Genomic DNA, 19,422 nt, shown 5'->3' on the forward strand with positions numbered 1-19,422 from the left:
CAATCACCACAGGCGCCACTCCGCCATCGGAGCCCCGCCCATCAGCAGACTCAACAACCTACCTGGACACCACAACTAGCGCCGGTGCGGGTTACTAGCGCTCCCCGCGCTAGTAACCGGTACGAACGCTAGTCAACCCCCGGTGCGGGGGTGGACGAGGCTGAGAGGATCGACGCATGAGGTTCTGGATCGGGGCGCGCGGTGTCGACCTGGGCGGGGAGGCGCGCGGCATCATGGCCGCGACGGCCGGTGACGCCGACTCGCCGCTGGCGAGCGGACCGCTCGCGCTCGCCGGGGACGCCGTCGCGGCGCCCTCGCCCAGCTGGCTCGCACCGCACCCTGCGCTCGACGTCGTCTACGCGGCGCTCGAGGGGCAAGGGCGCGTCGCGGCGTTCCGGCGCACGGGCGAGGCAACGCTGACCCCGCTCGGCTCCCCCGTGGAGGCGGGCGAGGCCGTGTGCCACGTCGCCGTCGCCCCGGATGGATCGCACCTGGTCGCGGCGTGCTGGGGCGACGGCAAGGTCGTGCACATCGCGCTCGACGGCGCGGGTCGCCTCGGGACGCGCACCGAGGCCGCCGCGGCATCGGACCCGTACGACATCGCTCGGCCCGCCGGCTCCGGCGTCGCCGACCTCGTCGATGGCCAGGACGGCGTCGCCGACCTGCGGGAGCTCGTCGACCGCGGGGTGGACGCCTCTCAGCTCGCGGCGCTGCTGGCCGGGTCCACGTCCCCGTCGTCGTCGGGGATCCGTCCCGACGCCGACCTGAACGACATCCTGGCGATGCTGGGACAGTCGCGCGATCCGTTCGACGACCCGGCCGTGCGCGACATCGTTCGATCGGGGGCGAGCGCCCCGGAGCCGCCCCTGGCGGGCGCCATGACGCTCGGCGGGGCCGCGGCGAACGAGCAGGACGAGCCGCGCGTGACGCGAGCGCACTGCTCCCTGCACCTGCCCGGCGGGCGGCTCGTGACGACGGACCTCGGCTTCGATCTCGTGCGCTTCTGGCGCGCCTCGCCTCGGGGGCTCGCGCTCGACCACGAGGTCGCGCTGCCGCTGGGCGTCGGCCCGCGCCACCTGCTGCTGCACCCGAGCGGTCACCTCTACGTCGTCACGGAGTACTCGAGCGAGGTGTTCGTGCTGCGCGAGGGGCCCGACGGCCGGTGGTCGCTGCGCTCGGGGATCGCGGCCTCCCCCGCGTCGCAGCCGGGCGACACGGCGGCGGAGATCGCCCGTTCGCGTGACGGCGTCTTCCTCTACACGGGTCTGCGCGGCAGCGACACGATCGCCGTGCTGCGCGTGCGCGGCGAGGGCGACAGCCTGGAGCACGTCGCGCTCGCCGAGTCGGGCATCCGCACCCCGCGCCACCACGCCGTTGTGCGCGACACGATCCTGGTCGCCGGGCAGGGCTCCCACGAGGTCGCGTCCCTCGGGATCGACGAGCGTACGGGCGTTCCCGGGCCCGTCCGCCACCGCCTCGCCGTGCCGACGCCGCAGCACATCCTCCCCGTCCGCTGACTCCGTCGCGCGGCGGGATCGCGGTGGGAGCGGAAGAACCCGAGCCGGTAATCTCGACGCATGACGGACGCGCCGACCGAGACCCCCGAGGCCACGCTGCAGCGCCTGCGCGCCAGCATCGACAACATCGACGCGGCACTGGTGTATCTGCTCGCGGAGCGCTTCCGCGCGACGCAGCAGGTCGGGGAGCTGAAGGCGCGCTATGCCATGCCTGCGTCGGATCCGGGTCGCGAGGAGCAGCAGGTCGCGCGGCTGCGTGCCCTGGCGGAGGCCGCGCATCTCGACCCGGAGTTCGCCGAGAAGTGGTTCAACTTCGTCGTGGCCGAGGTCATCCGGCACCATGTCGCGGCGGGGGCCGAGGAGAACGAGCGGCCGTAGCACCCGCGGGACGCCGAACGCGGCCCGGATCACGGAGATCCGAGCCGCGTTGCGCCGTCAGGCGGGGAGCCGCCGCAGCGTGAGGTACGAGCCGGCCGCGAGCACCGCGGTCAGCAGGATGCCCCACAGCGTCAGTCCGAGGGCGCCGGTGTCGAGGATCCACTGCCAGACCTGCGGCCACGCCTGCTGGAACGTCACGAGCGCGGCGAAGCCCACCAGCAATAGCGTCACGGCGAGGATCGCCAGCGTCAGCCCCACCGAGCTGAACCGCTTGTAGAGGGTCGAGAACCAGAACCCGACGACGAAGAACAGCATGGTCATCGTGAAGTAGGCCAGCCAGGCCGCGAGCGGGCCCGCCTCCCACACCCACTCGAGGTAGGCGAAGTGCCCTCGCACGCCGTAGCCGTCCGTCGCGAGCTCGAGCAGGCCGATCAGCACGAACAGCACCGCGATCCCGGCCGCGCTCACGGCGGCCGCGGCGAGCGAGCCCACGAAGAACTCGCGTCGCGTGAGGCTCATCGCCTGCGAGAACGGGAACGTCAGCGTCATCGCCTGCGTGCCGACCACCAGGAAGTACCAGAGGGGGGCCTGCGCGGCGCCGTTGACGACCACGCCGCGGGCTGCGCCGCCGGACGCGGTGTCCACGATCCAGAAGATCAGCAGCATGATGGTCCACGCGCCGCCGAGGACGATCAGCGGGACCCAGACGAAGGTCTGCCGGTTGATGAACTGCAGGCGCACGACGTTGAGGGTGCGCGCCGGGGATGTCGGACGCTGTGCGCGCTCCTGGACCGCGGTCATCGGAGTGCTCCTTCCTGGGACGCGACGTCGTCGCTTCGGGTCGCTCGTTGCGTGCGGCGCACGATGAGCTGCTGCAGGGAGACGGGCGCGAACTCGAGGCCGGCGGTCGTGAGCTCCGCCCGTTCGGCCTGCGACAGCGGCCCGAGGAATGTCACCGACGTCACACGCCCGAGGCTCTCGCGGTGGATGACCTCGCGGCCGCGGATCGCCGCCTCGACCGCCGCGGCGTCGCCCACCACGTTGGTGGCCTGGGCCCGTGCGTCGTCTGTCGACTCGTCCATGATGATCCGGCCGCCGTCGATGACGAGGACGCGCTCGATCAGGTTCGACACCTCGTCGATCAGGTGGCTCGACAGCAGCACGGTGCGCGGGCGCTCCGCGTAGTCGGCGAGCAGGCGGTCGTAGAAAATCTGGCGGGCCACGGCGTCCAGCCCGAGGTACGGCTCGTCGAAGAACGTCACGTCGGCGCGTGCCGCGAGCCCGATGATGACCCCGACCGCCGAGAGCTGCCCGCGCGAGAGCTTCTTGATCCGGGTCTTGACCGGCAGCTGGAAGTCGTCGATCAGGCTCTCGGCGAAGCCCTGGTCCCAGTTGCGGAAGAACAGCCGGGCCGACGCGAACGCGTGCAGGGGAGTGGCGTCGTCGGGGTACTTCTGGCTCTCGCGCACGAAGCACATCCGGCTCAGCACGCGCGCGTTCTCGTAGGGTTCCTCGCCGAAGGCGCGGACCGTGCCGGACGTCGCGAAGTTCTGCGCGGTCATGATCGACATCGCGGTCGTCTTGCCGGCGCCGTTGCGGCCGAGGAAGCCGTAGATCGTGTCCCTCTGGACGTCGAAGCTCACGTCGTCGAGCGCCAGCTTGTCCTTGTACCGTTTGGTGAGGTTCCTCACCTCGATGACGGGGTTCATCATTCCCTTCCCGTGGTGGAGTCGTGTGCCGCGCGTTCGCGGATGAGCGCCGTGAGGTCTTCGGGTCCGAGCCCGATCTTCCGGGCCTCCGCGAGGAGCGGAGCCACGTAGCGGTCGGCGAAAGCGCCGCGCCGCTCCGACAGCAGCAGCTCCCGCGCGCCGTCCGCGACGAACATGCCGATGCCGCGCTTCTTGTGCAGCACGCCCTTGTCGACGAGCATCGCCACTCCCTTCGCTGCGGTGGCCGGGTTGATCCGGTAGAAGGCGGCGAGCTCGTTGGTCGACGGCGCCTGCGCCTGCTCGGCGAGGCTCCCGTCGACGATCGAGTCCTCGATCTGCTCGGCGATCTGCACGAACAGCGGCTTGCCCTCTTCGATCACCTGATCCCCCGGTCCGTTGGTTAGTTACTTGAGTAAGTAACCATACAAGTCCGGTTCGTGTCAACTCCGTCTCGATCCGCTGTCGACTTCAGCCACGCGCGGATCGCGTTCTACTCTGCTGGCATGGTCTTCACGCCCGCCCGCCGCCGACCGCTCCGGGCGGAGGTGCGTGCGTGACCGACACGTCCCCCATCCCGCTGCCGCGGTATCCGGCCGCGCCGCCGATCGACCTCACGATCGCCGAGGCGGCGGGCGACGCGGAGCGCTTCACGGACTACAGCGTTCCCGACGCCGGGATCCGTGCGCTGTACACGACCGAGAGCATCTGGCAGTCCTGGCTGGACGTGGAGGTCGCGCTCGCACGCGCCGAGGCGGAGGCGGGCATCGTGCCGGAGGAGGCCGCGCGGCGCATCGCCCAGGTCGGGCGCCTGGCGTCGCTGGATCGCGACCGCGTGATCGCGGGGATGCGGGCGCAGGGGCATCCGCTCGTCCCCCTGATCGAGGAGCTCGCGCACGCGGCCGGCGAGGGCGCCGGCGGATGGGTGCACTGGGGCGCCACGAGTCAGAACATCATGCAGTCGGGACACGCCATCCTCATCGGGCGCGCCCACGCGATCGTCAGCCGCCTGCTGCTCGACTGCCTCGCCGCGCTGGCAGACCTGGCCGAGCGCTCGGCGACCATGATCATGCCGGGGCGCACGCACGGTCAGCACGCGGTGCCGATCACCTTCGGGCTCAAGGTGGCCACGTGGATCGACGACCTGCTGCGGGGGCACGATCGGATCGAGCACGGGGTGCGCCCGTGCCTGCGCGTGATGATGGCGGGCGCGGTCGGCAGCTTTGCGTCGCTGGGGGAGGCGGGACCGCGCGTGCAGCGCCGGGTCGCCGATCTGCTGGGGCTCGAGCCCATGCCCGTGCCGTCGCGGGCGCTCCTCTCGCCGCAGTCGGGCTACATCTCCGACCTCGCGATCGTCGCGGCCTCGTGCGCGCGCATCGCGATCGAGGTCGAGACGATGATGCAGACCGAGTTCGGCGAGGTGTCCGAGCCGGTGCCGCCCGGGTCGGTCGGCAGCTCGACCATGCCCCACAAGCGCAACCCGAAGCTGTCGGCGGATGTCCTCGATCTGGCCGCGCTCGTGCGCTCGACGGCGCCCGAGGCGGTCGCCGCGGTCATCCATCCTCACGAGGCTGACGGCGGCGCGACCGCCAAGCTCGACGCGGCGATGCAGAACAGTCTCGTCGCGATGGGCGACATGCTGATGCGGCTCAAGGTCATCCTGGAGGGGCTGGAGCTGTTCCCCAAGCGGATGCGCCGCAACCTCGAGCTCAGCGGCAACCTGATCGGCTCCGAGGCCGTCATGCTGGCGCTGGGCGAGGAGCTCGGGCGCGACGAGGCGCACCGCATCGTCTACGAGGCCGCCATGCGGTGCGCCACCGAGGGCGAGGACTTCGAGGAGCTGCTGCTCGCGGATGCGCGCGTGCGGTCCGCACTGCCGCCCATGCGCATCCGCGCGCTGCTCGACCCGGCGGGCCACGTCGGCCTCGCGCCGCAGATCGCGCGCGACGCGGCCCGGCGCGCCCGAAAGGCGGTGCTGGGCGACTGACGCCGCGTCGACCGCCGCGCCTGAGACAGCGTCAGGGGGACTCGGGGCGGCGATGCTCGATCTCGGGAGCGACGCGCTTCTCGAGGTTCTCGACCGCGCCGTCCGAGAGGGTGATGAGGCCGTCGAGCTCCTCGCGCACGCGCCGGTAGGCGAGCTGGCGCTCCGACGCGGAGGCCGACTGGTCGACGGCGACCTGGAGGAGGTGCTGGGCGCGCTCGAGCCGCTTGCGTTCGGCGTCCGTGAACCCGCTGTCGCGCACGCGGCGGGCCTCCTGTTCCGCGACGTCGAACGCGACCTCGTAGTCGTGCACGGCGTCGCGGTACTCGGCGAGCGTCTCGGAGTCGATCCTGGCGTCCGGGGACGCGGGGCGGAGGCCGTCGGCCACCTTCTTGGCGCGCAGGAAGGCCGCGGTGAGCGGGTTCCGGCCGTCGCTCATCGTGGGGAACGCGATGACCTTCGCGACGTCGAGCTCGTACTCGAGCCACCGCTCGGTGACCTCGTCATGCGTGGCCATGAGGCGCTTCACGCGCTCGCCGCGGCTGCGCGCGTCGGACTCCGCCACGCCGGGCGGCAGCGACCGGCTCCGGGTCGCTTCGGCCTGCGCCCGGGCGGCGAGCTCGACCGCGCGGGCATCGCTCTTGGCCTTGATGATCTCGAGACGCCGCTTGTGTCGCGCCTTCGCCTGCTTCGACCACCACTGGGCGGCGCTGCCCGCGGCAGCGGCGGCCGCTCCGCCGAGCGGGAACACCAGCCACCAGTAGTTGCCGAGGAAGGTGAGGAGCGGTTCCACCCTTCGACCCTATGCTCCGGCCGGCGGTGCGCGCTGTCAGCCGAACAGCAGCGCGAGCAGGGTCGCGCCGCCGCCCGTGATCAGCAGCGCGCCGATCGCGACCCAGGCCACGGCGCGCACACGCCGATTGCGGCGCTCGGAGTAGGCGTCGGACGCCTCCCCCTCGGGCTCGAGCTGGGAGTGGTTGACCTGCATGTCAGGCGCCGGGCTGGAAGGCCGGGTCGGTCGCCGGCGGCTCGGACACCGTCGGACCGAACGCCGCGGGCAGCGTCGAGGTCGACAGCTCGCGCAGCTCGGCGATCGGCACCGTGAACAGGTCCTGCACCTCGAGCGCCGGCTCGTCGCCGCCCGTGACGCCGATGCGCAGCACGGGGTAGCCGCGGCCCTCGCACAGGCCCCGGAACTTCACGTCCTCCTCGCGCGGCACCGTGACGATGACGCGGCCGGTCGACTCCGAGAACAGGGCGGTCGCGGCATCCACGCCGTCGCGCTCCATCAGCTCGCGCAGCCACACGCGCGCGCCGACGCCGAAGCGCAGCACGCCCTCGGCCAGGGCCTGACCGAGACCGCCCTCCGAGAGATCGTGCGCGCTCGAGACGAGCATCTCGTCCTTGGCCGCCTGGATCAGGTCGGCCAGCCGGCGCTCGCCCGCGAGGTCCACCTTGGGAGGACGCCCGCCCAGGTGTCCGTGGATCGTGCCGGCCCACGCCGAGCCGTCGAGCTCGGTCGCCGTGGTGCCGAGCAGGTAGATGTTCTCGCCCTCGTCCTGCCAGCCGCTCGGGATGCGGCGCGCGACGTCGTCGATGATCCCGAGCACGCCCACCACGGGGGTGGGGTGGATCGGGACGTCGCCGGTCTGGTTGTAGAACGACACGTTGCCGCCCGTGACGGGCACGCCCAGCTCGTAGCAGGCGTCCGACAGTCCGTCGACGGTCTGCGCGAACTGCCACATGACCTCGGGGTTCTCGGGGCTGCCGAAGTTGAGGCAGTCGGTCACGGCGGTGGGCTTCGCGCCCGTGACGGCGACGTTGCGGTACGCCTCGGCGAGCGCGAGCTGCGCGCCCGCGTAGGGGTCGAGTTGGCAGTAGCGGCCGTTCGCGTCGGTCGCGATCGAGACGCCCAGGCCGGACTCCTCGTCGACGCGGATCATGCCCGCGTCGTCAGGGAAGGCGAGGGCCGTGTTGCCGAGCACGTAGTAGTCGTACTGGTTGGTGATCCAGGACGTGTCGGCGAGGTTCGGGCTCGCGACGAGCTTGGCGAACTGCTCGCGCAGCTCGGCGCCCTCGGTGGGGCGCGGCAGGTTCGCGGCGGTGTCGGCCTGCAGCGCGTCGAGCCAGGCCGGGTAGGCGACGGGACGCTCGTAGACCGGTCCGTCGACCGCGACGGTGGTGGGGTCGACGTCGACGATCGTCTCGCCGTCCCACGTGATGACCAGGCGACCGTCGCCGGTGACCTCGCCGAGCACGCTCGTCTCGACATCCCACTTCTTCACGACGTCCAGGAACGCGTCGAGCTTCTCGGGCGCGACGATCGCCATCATCCGCTCCTGCGACTCGCTCATGAGGATCTCCTCGGGAGTGAGCGACGGATCGCGCAGCAGCACGTTGGTGAGCTCGACGTTCATGCCCGAGCCGCCGTTGGCGGCGAGCTCGCTCGTGGCGCACGAGATGCCGGCGGCGCCGAGGTCCTGGATCGCCTCGACCAGGTCGTTCTTGTACAGCTCGAGGCAGCACTCGATGAGCACCTTCTCGGCGAACGGGTCGCCGACCTGCACGGCGGGGCGCTTCGTAGGGCCGCCATCGGCGAAGGTATCGGACGCGAGGATCGAGGCGCCGCCGATGCCGTCGCCGCCGGTGCGCGCACCGAACAGCACGACCTTGTTGCCCGCTCCGGTCGCGTTGGCGAGGCGGATGTCCTCGTGGCGCATCACGCCGACCGCGAGGGCGTTGACGAGGGGGTTGGCCTGGTAGACGGAGTCGAACACCGTCTCGCCGCCGATGTTGGGCAGCCCCAGGCAGTTGCCGTACGACGAGATGCCGCTCACGACGCCGTGCACGACGCGCGCGGTGTCGGGGTGGTCGATCGCGCCGAAGCGCAGCTGGTCCATGATCGCGACGGGGCGCGCGCCCATCGAGATGATGTCGCGCACGATGCCGCCCACGCCCGTGGCCGCGCCCTGGAACGGCTCGATGAAGGACGGGTGGTTGTGCGACTCGACCTTGAAGGTCACAGCCCAGCCCTCGCCGACGTCGACCACGCCCGCGTTCTGGCCCATGCCGACCATCAGGCGCTCCTTCATCTCGTCGGAGACCTTCTGCCCGAACCGGCGCAGGTAGATCTTGCTCGACTTGTAGGAGCAGTGCTCCGACCACATCACGGAGTACATGGCCAGCTCGCCCGACGTCGGGCGCCGCCCGAGGATCTCGCGGATCTTGGCGTACTCGTCGGGCTTGAGGCCCAGCGCCTCGTACGGCTGCTCGCGCTCGGGCGTGGCAGCGGCGTTGGCGACGGTGTCGGCGACCGCGGCGCGGCCTTCGGGGGCAGTGGTGGTCACGCGGCAGGGCTCCAGGATCGCGGGGGAGCAGGACCAGGCCAGCTTAGTCGAGCGGGCTGGGGGCCGGCCCGTGTGGGCGCGCGCCCTGGCCGGGCTCGGCGTGAGCGCGGCTCCCGTCGCGGAAAGATGCACCGTTTCGGATCGATTCGGGCTCGCCGATCCGCAGGCGCGCATATCTCCGCGTGCTGTGTCGGAGCCGGCTACCGGATCTGCCGAATGCGGGACGATTCGCCCCAGGCGCGATCCGCGGTGACGGCGATGCGGTCGAGGCGGTTGGCCAAGGCCAGGCAGAGGCGATCAGCCAGGGACATGCCCGAGCCCCGCTGCCATAACGCGGCGGCGGCCTCGGCGTCGTCGGCTGTGACCGGAGCGACCGTTACGTCGTAGGCCAGGAGCAGGGCGCGAGTGGTCGCCCAGTCCGCCCCGACGGAGCGCGTCTTCTGAGCGACCTCGGACCAGTTCGCGGCGCTGATCGCGGCCGAGGGGAGGAGCCCGTCGACGACGTCGGCGCCGTCTTCATCGTTCAGGAACGCCAGCACGGCGGACGCGTCCAGCACCACGGTCATTCGGCGTCCTCCTGCTGCGCGGCCTTGCGCCGCTCCGCGATGAGGTCATCGACCGCGTGCGATCCGCGAAATTGCGCGCGCACATGTGCCTTCGCCTGCTCGCGCGTCATGAACGTCACGCCCGTCTCGCCCTCGACCAGCACCAGGGGAGTCCCGGTGGTCCACCCCTGCCGGGCCCGCACCTCGGCCGGAACCACAAGGCGACCTCGATCTCCCATCACGGCATGGAACGTCCCACTCATAGGAGGACAGTACCCCTTCGACTCCCATCTGGGCACCGAGTAGTGCAGCCGAGCGGCACCAGGCCCGTCGCGGGCAGGGTGGGTGAGAATAGAGGATCTGGCCAGACGCATCCGGTGCCGCGCTGGATGCTCCTCGCCCCGCGAGGATGAACCAGTTGAACTCTTCAGGGCCAGACTTCTCCCTGCCGTTGCAGGGGTGCGGCACGGACCGGTATTTTACGCGTCTTGCTTGTGAACGAACGTTGAACTTTAAAGGGAGAGTCAGGAGAGGGTCTTGCCCGGTACTCGCTAGCGCCGATACGGTCGTGCCATCGCCCGTCTCATAGAGGAGTCTTCCGGTGGTCACCGACATTGCCCGCTCGCTTAGTCCCGCGGCGCGGTCGGTGTGGGCGAAGAGTCATCGGGATCCGGTCACCGGCGCGGTGGAGACGTGGTTGCCGCTCTATCAGCACCTCGCCGACACTGCAGAGATCGCGAAGTTGCTGTGGGACGACTGGCTTTCGCCCGCCGTCAAGCGGACGATTGAGGAAGCCGTTGGCGACCCGGGCGCCGCGCGAACTCTCGCGGTCTGGCTCGCCGCCACGCACGACCTCGGCAAGGCCAGCCCTGCTTTCGCATTCCAAGTGCCCGCTCTGGCGGCGCGGATGGAGAGGGCCGGTCTCCGCGGCGACCCATCGATCATGGGCGAGGATCGCAGCCGATGCCGGCACGAGGTCGTCAGTCATGTCACGGTAGCGGACTGGCTTCAACACCATGGCTTCACGGAGGCGCAGGCTGATCGTCTCGGCAGCGTGCTCGCCGCACATCATGGCCTACCGCAGGATCACGCAGCGGTCCGCGCTGCCCGATCTCAATCACGGTTCATCGGGGATGTCCACTGGGCGCACACCCGGGTCGAGCTGCTCGAGGCGATGACAGAGCTGTATGCGCACTCCGAGGCGCTGGGGATGTGGCGCAGTGCGTCCTTGCCGTTGACCGTGCTCGTGCCGCTGAGCGGATTCGTCATCGTCGCAGATTGGCTCGCCAGCAGTGACCGCTTCGAACCTGTCTTGCCGGGTACCGAGCCTGCGGAGAGTGCCCGGGAGCGAGCGCTGCGCGCCTGGGAAGGACTGGATCTGCCACGCCCGTGGTCCCCGCACCCGCCCCAAGACAACGCGGAGCTCTTCGCGCGTCGTTTCGGGCTCGGATCCGGAGTGCGTGCGCGCCCGGTGCAGGAGACGATGATGACCGCCGCGCGAGAGACGGCAGGGTCCGCGCTGATGATCCTCGAAGCTCCGATGGGGGTCGGCAAGACTGAGGCCGCGCTCGCCGCAGCCGAGATCCTCGCGGAGCGACTGGATCGGTCGGGCGTCTTCTTCGGGCTACCCACGCAAGCGACGGCCGATGCGTTGTTCGGTCGCACGCTCCAGTGGGCGGAACGGCTTGGGCTGGACACGCCGAGCAACATTCACCTCGCGCATGGGAAATCCGGCCAGAACGATCGCTTCGATCGCATGCAGTGGGAGGCGCGCTTCCGCGCGATCGGCGAGAGCGACGACAGGAGGGCCCGCGCCCTCCGGGAGCTTGTCATCGCGCACCACTGGTTCGCGTCGCCGAAACGTGGTCCTCTCTCCAACTTCGTCGTCGGCACGATCGACCAGGCGCTGTTCGGTGCTTTGCGCAGCAAACACCTTATGCTCCGCCACCTTGCACTCGCCGGCAAGGTCGTGATTCTCGATGAGGTTCACGCCTACGACGCTTACATGAGTCAGTTTCTCGAGCGGGTCCTCCACTGGCTCGGTGCGTATGACGTCCCCGTCATCATGCTGTCCGCCACGCTCCCGGCGGAGCGGCGCATCGCGTTCGTGGAGGCTTATGTCGGTGGCGCGAGCAGTCGTACTCGCCGCCAGCCCCAGCGCCGGTCCTGGACCGAGCGTAGGGACGGTACGCCCGCGGACTCAGCCACGCCTCTGCGCGGCGACATCGGCTATCCCTCCATTGTGGTGGCGGATGGCCGCGGAACCCCGCGGGTTCTCACGCCGGAGGCCGGGGACACAGCTCGCCAACTGAAGCTCGAGCGGATGGACGACACGCTCGAGGCGCTGGAAGCGTGCCTGCGGGGAGCCCTGGCCGACGGCGGGACCGCCGTCGTGATCCGGAATACGGTGTCGCGTGTGCAGGAGACTGCCGCTCACCTTCGACGGGTTTTCGGCGCGGAGAAGGTGATCGTCGCGCACGCCCGGTTCCTCGCCCGAGACCGGGCCGAACGCGACCGGCGATTGCTGGAGCTCTTCGGAAAGAATGGCCGCCGGCCCGATCAGATGATCGTCGTGGCGAGTCAGGTCGTCGAGCAATCTCTCGATGTGGACTTCGACATCATGATCAGCGATGTCGCGCCGATTGACCTGATTCTGCAGCGCGCGGGTCGCCTGCACCGTCATGATCGCGTCGGCCGGCCGGCGCTTGTCCGCGAACCTCGACTCGTCCTCACCGGGGTGCACTGGAATGCGGTACCGCCAGAACCTCACCGGGGATCGCAGAAGATCTACTCGCGGTACGTCCTGTTGCGTACGCTGGCAAGCCTGCATGGTCGCGACACGCTGCACCTTCCCGCTGACATCCCGCATCTGGTGCAGACCGTGTACGGGGAGGAGCCGCAGGGGCCTGATGAGTGGCAGACGGCGATCGCTGCGGCGCGTACTGAGTTCGACGCCCGTCGGGCCGAGCAACAGGGCAAGGCCCAGGGTTACCTGCTTCCCCCCGTCATGCCGGAGAAGGACCTTCTTGGCTGGGTAGCGGGATCCGCCGGCGACCCCGAGACCGAGGCTCTCGCACAGGGCACTGTCCGCGACGGCGAGGAGACATTGGAGGTCCTCGTCCTCCAGCGTCGCGGTGACGATCTGTACACACCGACCTGGCTCAGCAAGGGGGGCGGGCAGCTGATCCCGCAGAACGAGCCGCCTTCGCACGCTCTGACCAAGGTCATCCTCGGTTGCAGTCTGCGCCTGCCGGCCGCGGTATGTCGAGGGCGGCTGGCCGACAGACACATCGCGCACCTCGAGGAGCGCTACCCGGTTCAAGCCTGGCACGGGAGCCACGCGTTGCGTGGCGAGCTCGTGCTTGTGCTCGACGAAGACCGGCGAGCATGGCTAGACCCGTTCGTCCTCACGTACTCACCCGAAGATGGGCTCTCCTACGAAGAGGTCTCTGATGGTACAGAGGCAGAAAGCGAGCAGGCACTATGACGCCCCCCGCGGCCCTCCGATTCAACCTGATCGACAACCCGTGGATCGTCGTCCGACGCCTCGATGGTGCCGTCGCCGAGCTTTCGCTGCGACAGGCTTTCCGGGAGGCGGATTCCATACGAGAGGTCGGCGGTGAACTGCCGACGCAGTCGTTCGCGATCACACGCCTACTGCTTGCGATCCTGTATCGCGCGACGTCAGACGACCGCTCCGCAACCGGCTGGGAGACCGCCGACTGGGCGGAGTGGTGGCGAGACGGGCTCCCTCTCGACCTGATCGAGGAGTACCTCGACTTTTTCGCAGATCGGTTCGACCTCTTCCATCCCGAGCGGCCGTTCTTTCAGGTGGCAGCGTTGCGAACAGCCAGGGACGAGATGAAGGACACGGGCGCGCTCATACTTGATCTACCGAGCAACAATCGACTGTTCACGACCAGATCCGGGCCGGCGTCCCTGCGGCTGTCGTTCGCGGAGGCGGCGCGTTGGCTCGTGAACGCCCAGGCGTTCGACCCTTCGGGGATCAAGTCCGGCGCGGTCGGTGATCCGCGTGTCAAGGGCGGGAGGGGATACCCGATCGGCCTCGCGTGGGCGGGCAACCTGGGCGGCGTCATGATCGAGGGCGATACTCTCCGCGAGACGTTGCTGCTCAATCTCGTGCTCCCCGGCGAGTCGGGCGTCGTACTCGATGCCAAAGCAGATGTCCCGCCGTGGGAAGAGCTTGAGTGCGACGGTCCGGCCCCGCGCGATGGCTTGTACCCCCGTGGGCCCGTCCGGCTGTTCACATGGCAGGCTCGGCGGATCCGCCTGATTCCGGATGGCGACCGTGTCGTCGGCTGCATCCTGGCGAACGGGGATGAGCTCAAGCCCAAGAATCAACACCACGTCGAGCCGATGACGGCCTGGCGATACAGCGAGCCCCAGTCGAAGAAGCTCAAGACTCCGACCTATATGCCACGTGCGCACCAGGCGGATCGGGCGTTCTGGCGGGGCATCGGTGCGTTGCTGCCGCAGCTCGATTCGACGCGCACCAAGGACGGTCATCCGCACGCACTCCACCCCGCGATACTCGAGGCGCTTGCGACTCGTAGCGGAGGTATCGACTCGACGTACCGGCTGCGCGTGCGCGCCGTCGGCGTCGCGTATGGCAGCAACAACTCCGTCGTGGACGATGTGATCGATGATCGCATCGTGATGCAGCTCGCGCTCCTGGAAAGCACGAACGCCGAACTCGCAGCCGAGGCGACGAACGCTGTCTCTCTCGCCGACGAGGGGGTCTTCGCGCTTCGTAACCTCGCGGGCAACCTCGTGCGGGCAGCGGGCGGGGACGGGGAGTCCGCACGCGCGGAAGCAGGTGCTGCGGCGTATGCGCGGCTCGACCCTCCCTATCGGCGATGGCTCGCTTCGCTGGGCGACGGTACCTTGCCGCAGGCGGCCATGGACGCGTGGAAGACGGCCGCGCGAGGCATCCTCCGCGAACTGGGGGACGAGCTGATCCGAGACGCCGGACCCGCGGCATGGGCCGGCCGCGAGGTCAGAGGGCGCGCGGGGATGGAGCTGGTGACGACAGCGCGCGCCGCCCACTGGTTCGCGGAGGCCCTGCGCCGTACCTTCCGGACGTCGGCGGAGGCCGCCGCCAGGCTCGAAGCACAGATTCACACGGACGAACCCACAGGAGAGGAACCCGCAGCATGAGCGTCGTCCCGGAGCGCGCGCAACTCGTCGAGGAACACGTCGTGCGGCGCGTCCGCACACTCCAGTCCGGGTATCGGAGAAACGCCTCGTGGGCCGTTGCGGCCCTCGCGAAGCTGCGCCGAGGTGTGGGCGTCCGGCCCGAAACAGACCTTGAGCTGTACGGGCTGGCGCTCGGGAACACGGTGGACGATCTCGTCGAAGACGAAGAGCGCCCCCGCACCCTGCTTGACGAACTCCGGACGCGCGCGGAAGAGCTCACGGAAGAGGAGCGTGCGGCGTTCGCCGCGGTAACGCTGTACGCGATGCACCAGCAGTCTCGATCCGACACGTCGATGCACCGCGCGGCATACGGCTTCGGCCGGTCGGCGCGACTCCTCGGACGCCGGGTCGACCGTGACTCCGTGCGTCGCCGGTTCACGGCGCTCGGCACCTCTGCCACGTGGGATGAGACCGTCACCCACGCGCGCGGCCTGATCCAGCAGTTCCGGCAGCACCAGATCCCGCTCGACTATGGCCGCTTCGCGCGGGACCTTTTCGACCTCCAGACCGCAGCAGCCGACCGCGTGCGCATGGCGTGGGGTCGTGACTTCTACCGCACCCACGATCCGCGCGACGACGCGGCGGACGCTTCCGCCGCACCCGAACACACCGACAACGCCTGACCCGAAGGACACGCCATGACCCGAACCATCGTCGACATCAGCATCCTCCAGACCCTGCCCCCGTCGAACATCAATCGAGACGACACCGGCAGCCCCAAGACGGCCGTGTACGGGGGCGTGCGGCGCGCGCGCGTGTCGAGCCAGGCCTGGAAGCGCGCAACGCGGCTCGCTTTCGACAGTCTGCTCGATCGTGGTCATCTGGGCACACGGACGAAGCGCGTGATCGAGCTGGTCGCAGACCGCGTTCGCAAGAAGGAGGAGAGCATCAGCGACGAGCGGGCGCAGGAGCTCGCGACGCTCGCGTTCGCTGCCGCCGGGATCAAGGTGTCGAAGCCGCGCGGTTCCACGCCGGAGCACGAGCTTCCGGCCGAGGCGGGCTACTTGCTGTTCCTGAGCGCCCGGCAGATCGACCGCCTTGCGGAACTGTGCGTCGAGGCGAACGGTGCACCGGATGCTGCGGCGCACTTGAAGGCCTCCGGCATCAAGAAGACGCTCGACGAGCATCACTCCGTCGACCTCGCGCTGTTCGGGCGAATGGTGGCCGAGGCCAGCGACCTGAACGTCGACGCGGCGGCGCAGGTCGCCCACGCCATCAGTGTGCACGCCGTCGAGAACGAGTTCGACTACTACACGGCTGTCGACGACCACAAGGCTGAGGACGACGAGGAGGACGCGGGCGCTGGGATGATCGGCACGGTGGAGTTCAACTCCTCCACGCTGTACCGCTACGCGACCGTTGACGTCGATCGGCTGCGGGACAACTTGGGCGACACCGAGGCGACCCGACGTGCCGTTGAGGCGTTCGTGCAGGGCTTCGCCCGAAGCCTGCCGAGCGGCAAGCAGAACACCTTCGCGAACCGTACTCTTCCCGATGGCATCGTGATCTCCGTTCGCGAGAGCCAGCCCGTCAACCTCGTCGGTGCCTTCGAGGAAGCGATCACCGAAAGCCCGCGTCTTCGCCACGCCAGCGAGCGTCTCGCCGCGCACGCCTCGGCGATCGATGAGGCGTACGGCACGGCTCCGGTGACGAGCTGGGTCGTCCGTGCCTCTGACGCCGCTTCCGCGCTCGATGCACTGGGCGAACGCGCGACGCTCGATGACGCCGTCGCGTCTCTTGGGGACACGGTTGCCTCGCGGCTTGTGGGGCGGCAGTGACGACGCTGCTCATCGAGCTGGCAGGAGCGCAACAGTCCTGGGGGTCACGCAGCCGGTTCTCGCGGCGCGCGACGGACCTGGCGCCGACGAAGAGCGGGGTGATCGGCCTCATCGCCGCGGCGCTGGGAATGGATCGCACGGCTCCCTTGGATCGCTTTGCGGACCTCAGGTACGGAGTGCGCATCGACCAGCCGGGGCGCGTTGAACGCGATTTCCAGACCACACGATCGCTCGATGGCCAGACGTCGTTTCCGCTGTCTCACCGGTTCTACCTCGCGGACGCGGTTTTCCTCGCAGGCGTCCAGACGGCTTCCGCGGAACTTCACGAGTATCGTCGGGCTCTCGCCAGCCCCTATTACCCCCTATACCTCGGTCGCCGGGCTTTCCCGCCGGCGGGTCCGCTTCGGACGGAGCTCGTGGAGGCGCCGCTCGAGGAGGCGCTTCGAGAAGCACCCTGGCGCGCTCGACCGCACCATCTACGTCGAATCCGCGAAGCGACGGTTGAGTTGGACCTCATCGTTGATGCCCGGGGTGAGGACGAGATCGTGGAGTCGCTGCAGGACGTTCCGCAGAGCTTCGATCCTCGGCGGCGCAGGTATGGTTCGCGCGACATCGCGCTGTCGACGGTGACGGTAGTTCATCCCACCCCGCCACAGCAGCGTCCCGCAGGCCGGGGGGAGCTTCTCGGGTCGTCGACAGATCACGACCCCGAAGCGCTGCTGTCGGACGAGGAGGTGTGACGTGTACCTGAGTAGTTTTCAGTTCAATCCCGCCCGCCGAGGAGCGCAGCGACTGCTGGGCTCGCCCCATGCACTGCATGCGGCCGTGCTCGCGGGGTTCCCGGACCCCTCGCCCTCGGCCACGGGTCGAGTGCTCTGGCGGCTGGACAGCATCCGGCACTCGGCGACCCTCTACATCGTCAGCCCCCGCAGACCTGACCTCACGCATCTTGCGGAACAGGCGGGCTGGCCGTCCCTCGAGGAGAGCTGGCGCTCGCGCTCCTACCAGCCGCTGCTGGACCGTGTGGAGTCTGGCCAGCGATATCGGTTCCGCCTCACCGCCAACCCCACGCACAGCGCGCGTGGTGAGCGAGGAGAACGCGGCAAGCCCTACGGTCACGTGACCGTCGCACAGCAGGAGAACTGGCTGTTGCAGCGAGAGGGGCGCGCCGGCTTCCGAATCGACGAACTGCCGAACGGGGAACGGGACGTCGTGGTGACTGATCGCAAGATGCTCACCTTCCGCCGTCGCGAAACGTCGGTGACCTTGCGCGTCGCCAGCTACGAGGGCACCTTGACCGTGGCCGACCGAGACGCGTTCATTTCGGCGCTCTGCTTCGGGGTCGGGCGAGCCAAGGGATATGGCTGCGGTTTGCTGACAATCGCGCCGGTGGGGTGACGACGTGGGCATGGGGGCGAAGCCACCGGAGCTGCCCGAGCTCGTCCGCGCCCAGGACCGACTGACCTTCATCTACCTCGAACGATGTGCGATCCACCGCGACGCGAACGCGATCACGGCGACCGACGAGCGCGGCACCCTTCACATCCCCGCTGCCACCCTGGGGGCTCTGCTGCTCGGACCCGGCACCACCGTCACACAGCAGGCGATGGTGCTGACGGCGGAGAGCGGGTCGACGGTCGTGTGGGTAGGTGAGGAGGGCGTTCGCTATTACGCGCACGGTCGTTCCCTCGCACACAGCTCGCGTCTGCTTGAGGCGCAAGCCAGGCTGGTCACCAACCAATCGTCCCGCCTGCGGGTCGCCCGGGAGATGTACGCCATGCGGTTTCCCGAGGAGGACACCTCGGGCCTGACGATGCAGCAGCTGCGCGGGCGGGAGGGGGCCCGGGTGCGGCGTGCGTACCGCGAGCACTCGCAGCGCACCGGCGTGCCGTGGTCGCGGCGTGATTACGACGTCCAGGCTTTCGAGGACGGCGATCCGGTGAACCAAGCGCTCTCGGCCGCCAACACCAGCCTGTACGGCGTCGTCCACTCCGTCATCGTGGCGCTCGGGTGTTCGCCCGGTCTCGGCTTCATCCATACCGGGCACGTCCGCTCGTTCGTGTACGACATCGCCGACCTCTACAAGGCGGAGTTGACCATTCCGCTCGCTTTCGACCTGGCCGCTGAGCCGACGATCGATCTGGCCTCGGCGGCGAGGCGCGCGCTGCGCGATCGTTTCCACGGTGGTGCGTTCCTTGACCGCTGTGTCCGCGATATCCGTCGACTCCTTCTCCCCGATGAGCACGAAGAGGATTGGGAGGAGACGCAACTCGAGAACGTGGTCCGGCTGTGGGATGGATCGTCACGAGCCGTCGCCGGCGGTACGAGCTACGCCGAGGAGTCGCCGTGATGGTGCTCGTCCTGTCCGCATGCCCGCCGGGTCTACGCGGTTACCTCACGCGATGGTTCCTGGAGGTTTCGGCGGGAGTCTTCGTCGGCACGGTATCGAAACGTGTCCGCGAGCGGGCATGGGAACGTACCGTACAGGAGGTGCGCACTGGTCGCGCGATCCTGGTCTTCTCGGCTCGAAACGAGCAGAAGCTGTCGTTCCTCGTGCACGGACACCATTGGGAGCCTGTGGACATCGAGGGGGTCACCCTGATGCTGCGGCCGAATCGCGAAGGTCGGCAAGCCCCTCCGGAGGGGGCGCCCCCAAACCGGGGCGGGTGGAGCAAGGCAGCGCGTCGCCGCGCACGCTGACTGCGCGGCAGCGCGATCGCACTCGGCCGGCCCCGTGGCGCGATCCGCCGGACCAGGCCGAAAGTGAAGCCGGTACGCCGTCATGGCGCAATAAACTCCTGATCAGCTACTGTGCTCCCCGCATGCGCGGGGATGATCCGCACTCCTGAATCGGCACGTGGTGAGCGCCGGTCAAGTCCCCGGTAGTGGTGTAGCCGCTTCGTGATCCTTCGGTGCTGGGTTAGGCGCTGAGTTCGAGGATGGTGTCGGT

19 protein-coding genes are annotated in these 19,422 nt (G+C 69.3%); 11 read left to right on the top strand and 8 right to left on the bottom strand.

Features of this window, described 5'->3' with window-relative positions:
- Window positions 1-176 precede the first annotated feature (176 nt).
- Window positions 177-1,517 carry a lactonase family protein gene (locus tag IEX37_RS15545; RefSeq protein WP_188757289.1) on the top strand — a complete coding sequence of 447 codons (1,341 nt, stop codon included), beginning with the start codon at window positions 177-179 and terminating at the stop codon, window positions 1,515-1,517.
- Window positions 1,518-1,577: 60 nt separating this feature from the next.
- On the top strand, window positions 1,578-1,895 hold the full coding sequence (locus tag IEX37_RS15550; protein ID WP_188757290.1) for a chorismate mutase: 318 nt from the start codon (window positions 1,578-1,580) through the stop codon (window positions 1,893-1,895).
- Between the two features lie 57 nt (window positions 1,896-1,952).
- On the opposite strand, the gene IEX37_RS15555 is transcribed toward IEX37_RS15550, so the two are convergent.
- The 3 genes from IEX37_RS15555 to IEX37_RS15565 are packed head-to-tail and all read right to left on the bottom strand — an operon-like array spanning window position 1,953 to window position 3,984.
- Window positions 1,953-2,696, bottom strand: a complete 744-nt coding sequence (locus tag IEX37_RS15555; protein WP_188757291.1) for a hypothetical protein — start codon at window positions 2,694-2,696, stop codon at window positions 1,953-1,955.
- Window positions 2,693-3,604 carry an ABC transporter ATP-binding protein gene (locus IEX37_RS15560; RefSeq protein WP_188757292.1) on the bottom strand — a complete coding sequence of 304 codons (912 nt, stop codon included), beginning with the start codon at window positions 3,602-3,604 and terminating at the stop codon, window positions 2,693-2,695. The genes IEX37_RS15555 and IEX37_RS15560 overlap by 4 nt, the downstream gene beginning before the upstream one ends.
- On the bottom strand, window positions 3,604-3,984 hold the full coding sequence (locus IEX37_RS15565) for a GntR family transcriptional regulator (RefSeq protein WP_188757293.1): 381 nt from the start codon (window positions 3,982-3,984) through the stop codon (window positions 3,604-3,606). The genes IEX37_RS15560 and IEX37_RS15565 overlap by 1 nt, the downstream gene beginning before the upstream one ends.
- A gap of 173 nt (window positions 3,985-4,157) precedes the next feature.
- Between IEX37_RS15565 and IEX37_RS15570 the strand changes: the two genes are divergently transcribed.
- On the top strand, window positions 4,158-5,588 hold the full coding sequence (locus IEX37_RS15570) for a class-II fumarase/aspartase family protein (protein ID WP_188757294.1): 1,431 nt from the start codon (window positions 4,158-4,160) through the stop codon (window positions 5,586-5,588).
- A gap of 31 nt (window positions 5,589-5,619) precedes the next feature.
- Here IEX37_RS15570 and IEX37_RS15575 read toward each other — a convergent pair whose 3' ends face one another.
- The 5 genes from IEX37_RS15575 to IEX37_RS15595 all read right to left on the bottom strand — a co-directional run bounded on the left by IEX37_RS15575 (window position 5,620) and on the right by IEX37_RS15595 (window position 9,740).
- Complete coding sequence (locus tag IEX37_RS15575) at window positions 5,620-6,378, bottom strand: hypothetical protein (RefSeq protein WP_188757295.1); 759 nt, start codon at window positions 6,376-6,378, stop codon at window positions 5,620-5,622.
- Between the two features lie 36 nt (window positions 6,379-6,414).
- Window positions 6,415-6,573, bottom strand: a complete 159-nt coding sequence (locus tag IEX37_RS15580; protein WP_188757296.1) for a hypothetical protein — start codon at window positions 6,571-6,573, stop codon at window positions 6,415-6,417.
- A gap of 1 nt (window position 6,574) precedes the next feature.
- A complete protein-coding gene (gene purL, locus IEX37_RS15585) occupies window positions 6,575-8,932 on the bottom strand; it encodes a phosphoribosylformylglycinamidine synthase subunit PurL (protein WP_188757297.1) in 2,358 nt (785 codons plus the stop codon).
- A gap of 200 nt (window positions 8,933-9,132) precedes the next feature.
- Window positions 9,133-9,498 carry a PIN domain-containing protein gene (locus tag IEX37_RS15590; RefSeq protein WP_188757298.1) on the bottom strand — a complete coding sequence of 122 codons (366 nt, stop codon included), beginning with the start codon at window positions 9,496-9,498 and terminating at the stop codon, window positions 9,133-9,135.
- Window positions 9,495-9,740: an AbrB/MazE/SpoVT family DNA-binding domain-containing protein gene (locus IEX37_RS15595; RefSeq protein WP_188757299.1), complete on the bottom strand. Its 246-nt coding sequence runs from the start codon at window positions 9,738-9,740 to the stop codon at window positions 9,495-9,497. The genes IEX37_RS15590 and IEX37_RS15595 overlap by 4 nt, the downstream gene beginning before the upstream one ends.
- Window positions 9,741-10,078: 338 nt before the next feature.
- Between IEX37_RS15595 and cas3 the strand changes: the two genes are divergently transcribed.
- Genes cas3 through cas2e form a run of 8 tightly spaced genes read left to right on the top strand, consistent with a single transcriptional unit; the run spans window position 10,079 to window position 19,172 of the window.
- Window positions 10,079-12,964 (top strand): CRISPR-associated helicase Cas3', encoded by a 2,886-nt coding sequence (gene cas3, locus IEX37_RS15600; protein WP_188757300.1) that lies wholly within the window; start codon window positions 10,079-10,081, stop codon window positions 12,962-12,964.
- The gene (gene casA, locus IEX37_RS15605; RefSeq protein WP_188757301.1) at window positions 12,961-14,655 is read left to right on the top strand and encodes a type I-E CRISPR-associated protein Cse1/CasA; all 1,695 of its coding nucleotides are present in this window, start codon (window positions 12,961-12,963) and stop codon (window positions 14,653-14,655) included. Before cas3 ends, casA begins: the two co-directional genes overlap by 4 nt.
- A complete protein-coding gene (gene casB, locus IEX37_RS15610; RefSeq protein WP_188757302.1) occupies window positions 14,652-15,317 on the top strand; it encodes a type I-E CRISPR-associated protein Cse2/CasB in 666 nt (221 codons plus the stop codon). Before casA ends, casB begins: the two co-directional genes overlap by 4 nt.
- Before the next feature lie 15 nt (window positions 15,318-15,332).
- Window positions 15,333-16,472, top strand: coding sequence for a type I-E CRISPR-associated protein Cas7/Cse4/CasC (cas7e, locus tag IEX37_RS15615; RefSeq protein ID WP_188757303.1), 1,140 nt, complete (start codon window positions 15,333-15,335; stop codon window positions 16,470-16,472).
- On the top strand, window positions 16,469-17,212 hold the full coding sequence (cas5e, locus tag IEX37_RS15620) for a type I-E CRISPR-associated protein Cas5/CasD (protein WP_188757304.1): 744 nt from the start codon (window positions 16,469-16,471) through the stop codon (window positions 17,210-17,212). The genes cas7e and cas5e overlap by 4 nt, the downstream gene beginning before the upstream one ends.
- Window position 17,213: 1 nt before the next feature.
- Entirely contained in the window at window positions 17,214-17,870 is a 657-nt protein-coding gene (gene cas6e / locus IEX37_RS15625) for a type I-E CRISPR-associated protein Cas6/Cse3/CasE (protein ID WP_188757305.1), read from the top strand.
- A 10-nt stretch (window positions 17,871-17,880) separates the two neighbouring features.
- On the top strand, window positions 17,881-18,822 hold the full coding sequence (gene cas1e, locus IEX37_RS15630; protein WP_188757306.1) for a type I-E CRISPR-associated endonuclease Cas1e: 942 nt from the start codon (window positions 17,881-17,883) through the stop codon (window positions 18,820-18,822).
- Window positions 18,822-19,172 carry a type I-E CRISPR-associated endoribonuclease Cas2e gene (cas2e, locus tag IEX37_RS15635; RefSeq protein WP_229663324.1) on the top strand — a complete coding sequence of 117 codons (351 nt, stop codon included), beginning with the start codon at window positions 18,822-18,824 and terminating at the stop codon, window positions 19,170-19,172. Before cas1e ends, cas2e begins: the two co-directional genes overlap by 1 nt.
- Window positions 19,173-19,422 lie beyond the last annotated feature (250 nt).

Source organism: Microbacterium album (assembly GCF_014643695.1).
Classification (GTDB): domain Bacteria; phylum Actinomycetota; class Actinomycetes; order Actinomycetales; family Microbacteriaceae; genus Microbacterium; species Microbacterium album.

What these genes read in the sequence shown, in the direction of transcription:
- IEX37_RS15595 (WP_188757299.1), bottom strand. Translation starts at nt 9,740, where the DNA reads ATGAGTGGGACGTTCCATGCCGTGATGGGAGATCGAGGTCGCCTTGTG.
- casB (WP_188757302.1), top strand. Translation starts at nt 14,652, where the DNA reads ATGAGCGTCGTCCCGGAGCGCGCGCAACTCGTCGAGGAACACGTCGTG.
- IEX37_RS15550 (WP_188757290.1), top strand. Translation starts at nt 1,578, where the DNA reads ATGACGGACGCGCCGACCGAGACCCCCGAGGCCACGCTGCAGCGCCTG.
- casA (WP_188757301.1), top strand. Translation starts at nt 12,961, where the DNA reads ATGACGCCCCCCGCGGCCCTCCGATTCAACCTGATCGACAACCCGTGG.
- IEX37_RS15590 (WP_188757298.1), bottom strand. Translation starts at nt 9,498, where the DNA reads ATGACCGTGGTGCTGGACGCGTCCGCCGTGCTGGCGTTCCTGAACGAT.
- IEX37_RS15560 (WP_188757292.1), bottom strand. Translation starts at nt 3,604, where the DNA reads ATGAACCCCGTCATCGAGGTGAGGAACCTCACCAAACGGTACAAGGAC.
- IEX37_RS15545 (WP_188757289.1), top strand. Translation starts at nt 177, where the DNA reads ATGAGGTTCTGGATCGGGGCGCGCGGTGTCGACCTGGGCGGGGAGGCG.
- IEX37_RS15555 (WP_188757291.1), bottom strand. Translation starts at nt 2,696, where the DNA reads ATGACCGCGGTCCAGGAGCGCGCACAGCGTCCGACATCCCCGGCGCGC.
- IEX37_RS15580 (WP_188757296.1), bottom strand. Translation starts at nt 6,573, where the DNA reads ATGCAGGTCAACCACTCCCAGCTCGAGCCCGAGGGGGAGGCGTCCGAC.
- cas1e (WP_188757306.1), top strand. Translation starts at nt 17,881, where the DNA reads ATGGGGGCGAAGCCACCGGAGCTGCCCGAGCTCGTCCGCGCCCAGGAC.
- cas2e (WP_229663324.1), top strand. Translation starts at nt 18,822, where the DNA reads ATGGTGCTCGTCCTGTCCGCATGCCCGCCGGGTCTACGCGGTTACCTC.
- cas7e (WP_188757303.1), top strand. Translation starts at nt 15,333, where the DNA reads ATGACCCGAACCATCGTCGACATCAGCATCCTCCAGACCCTGCCCCCG.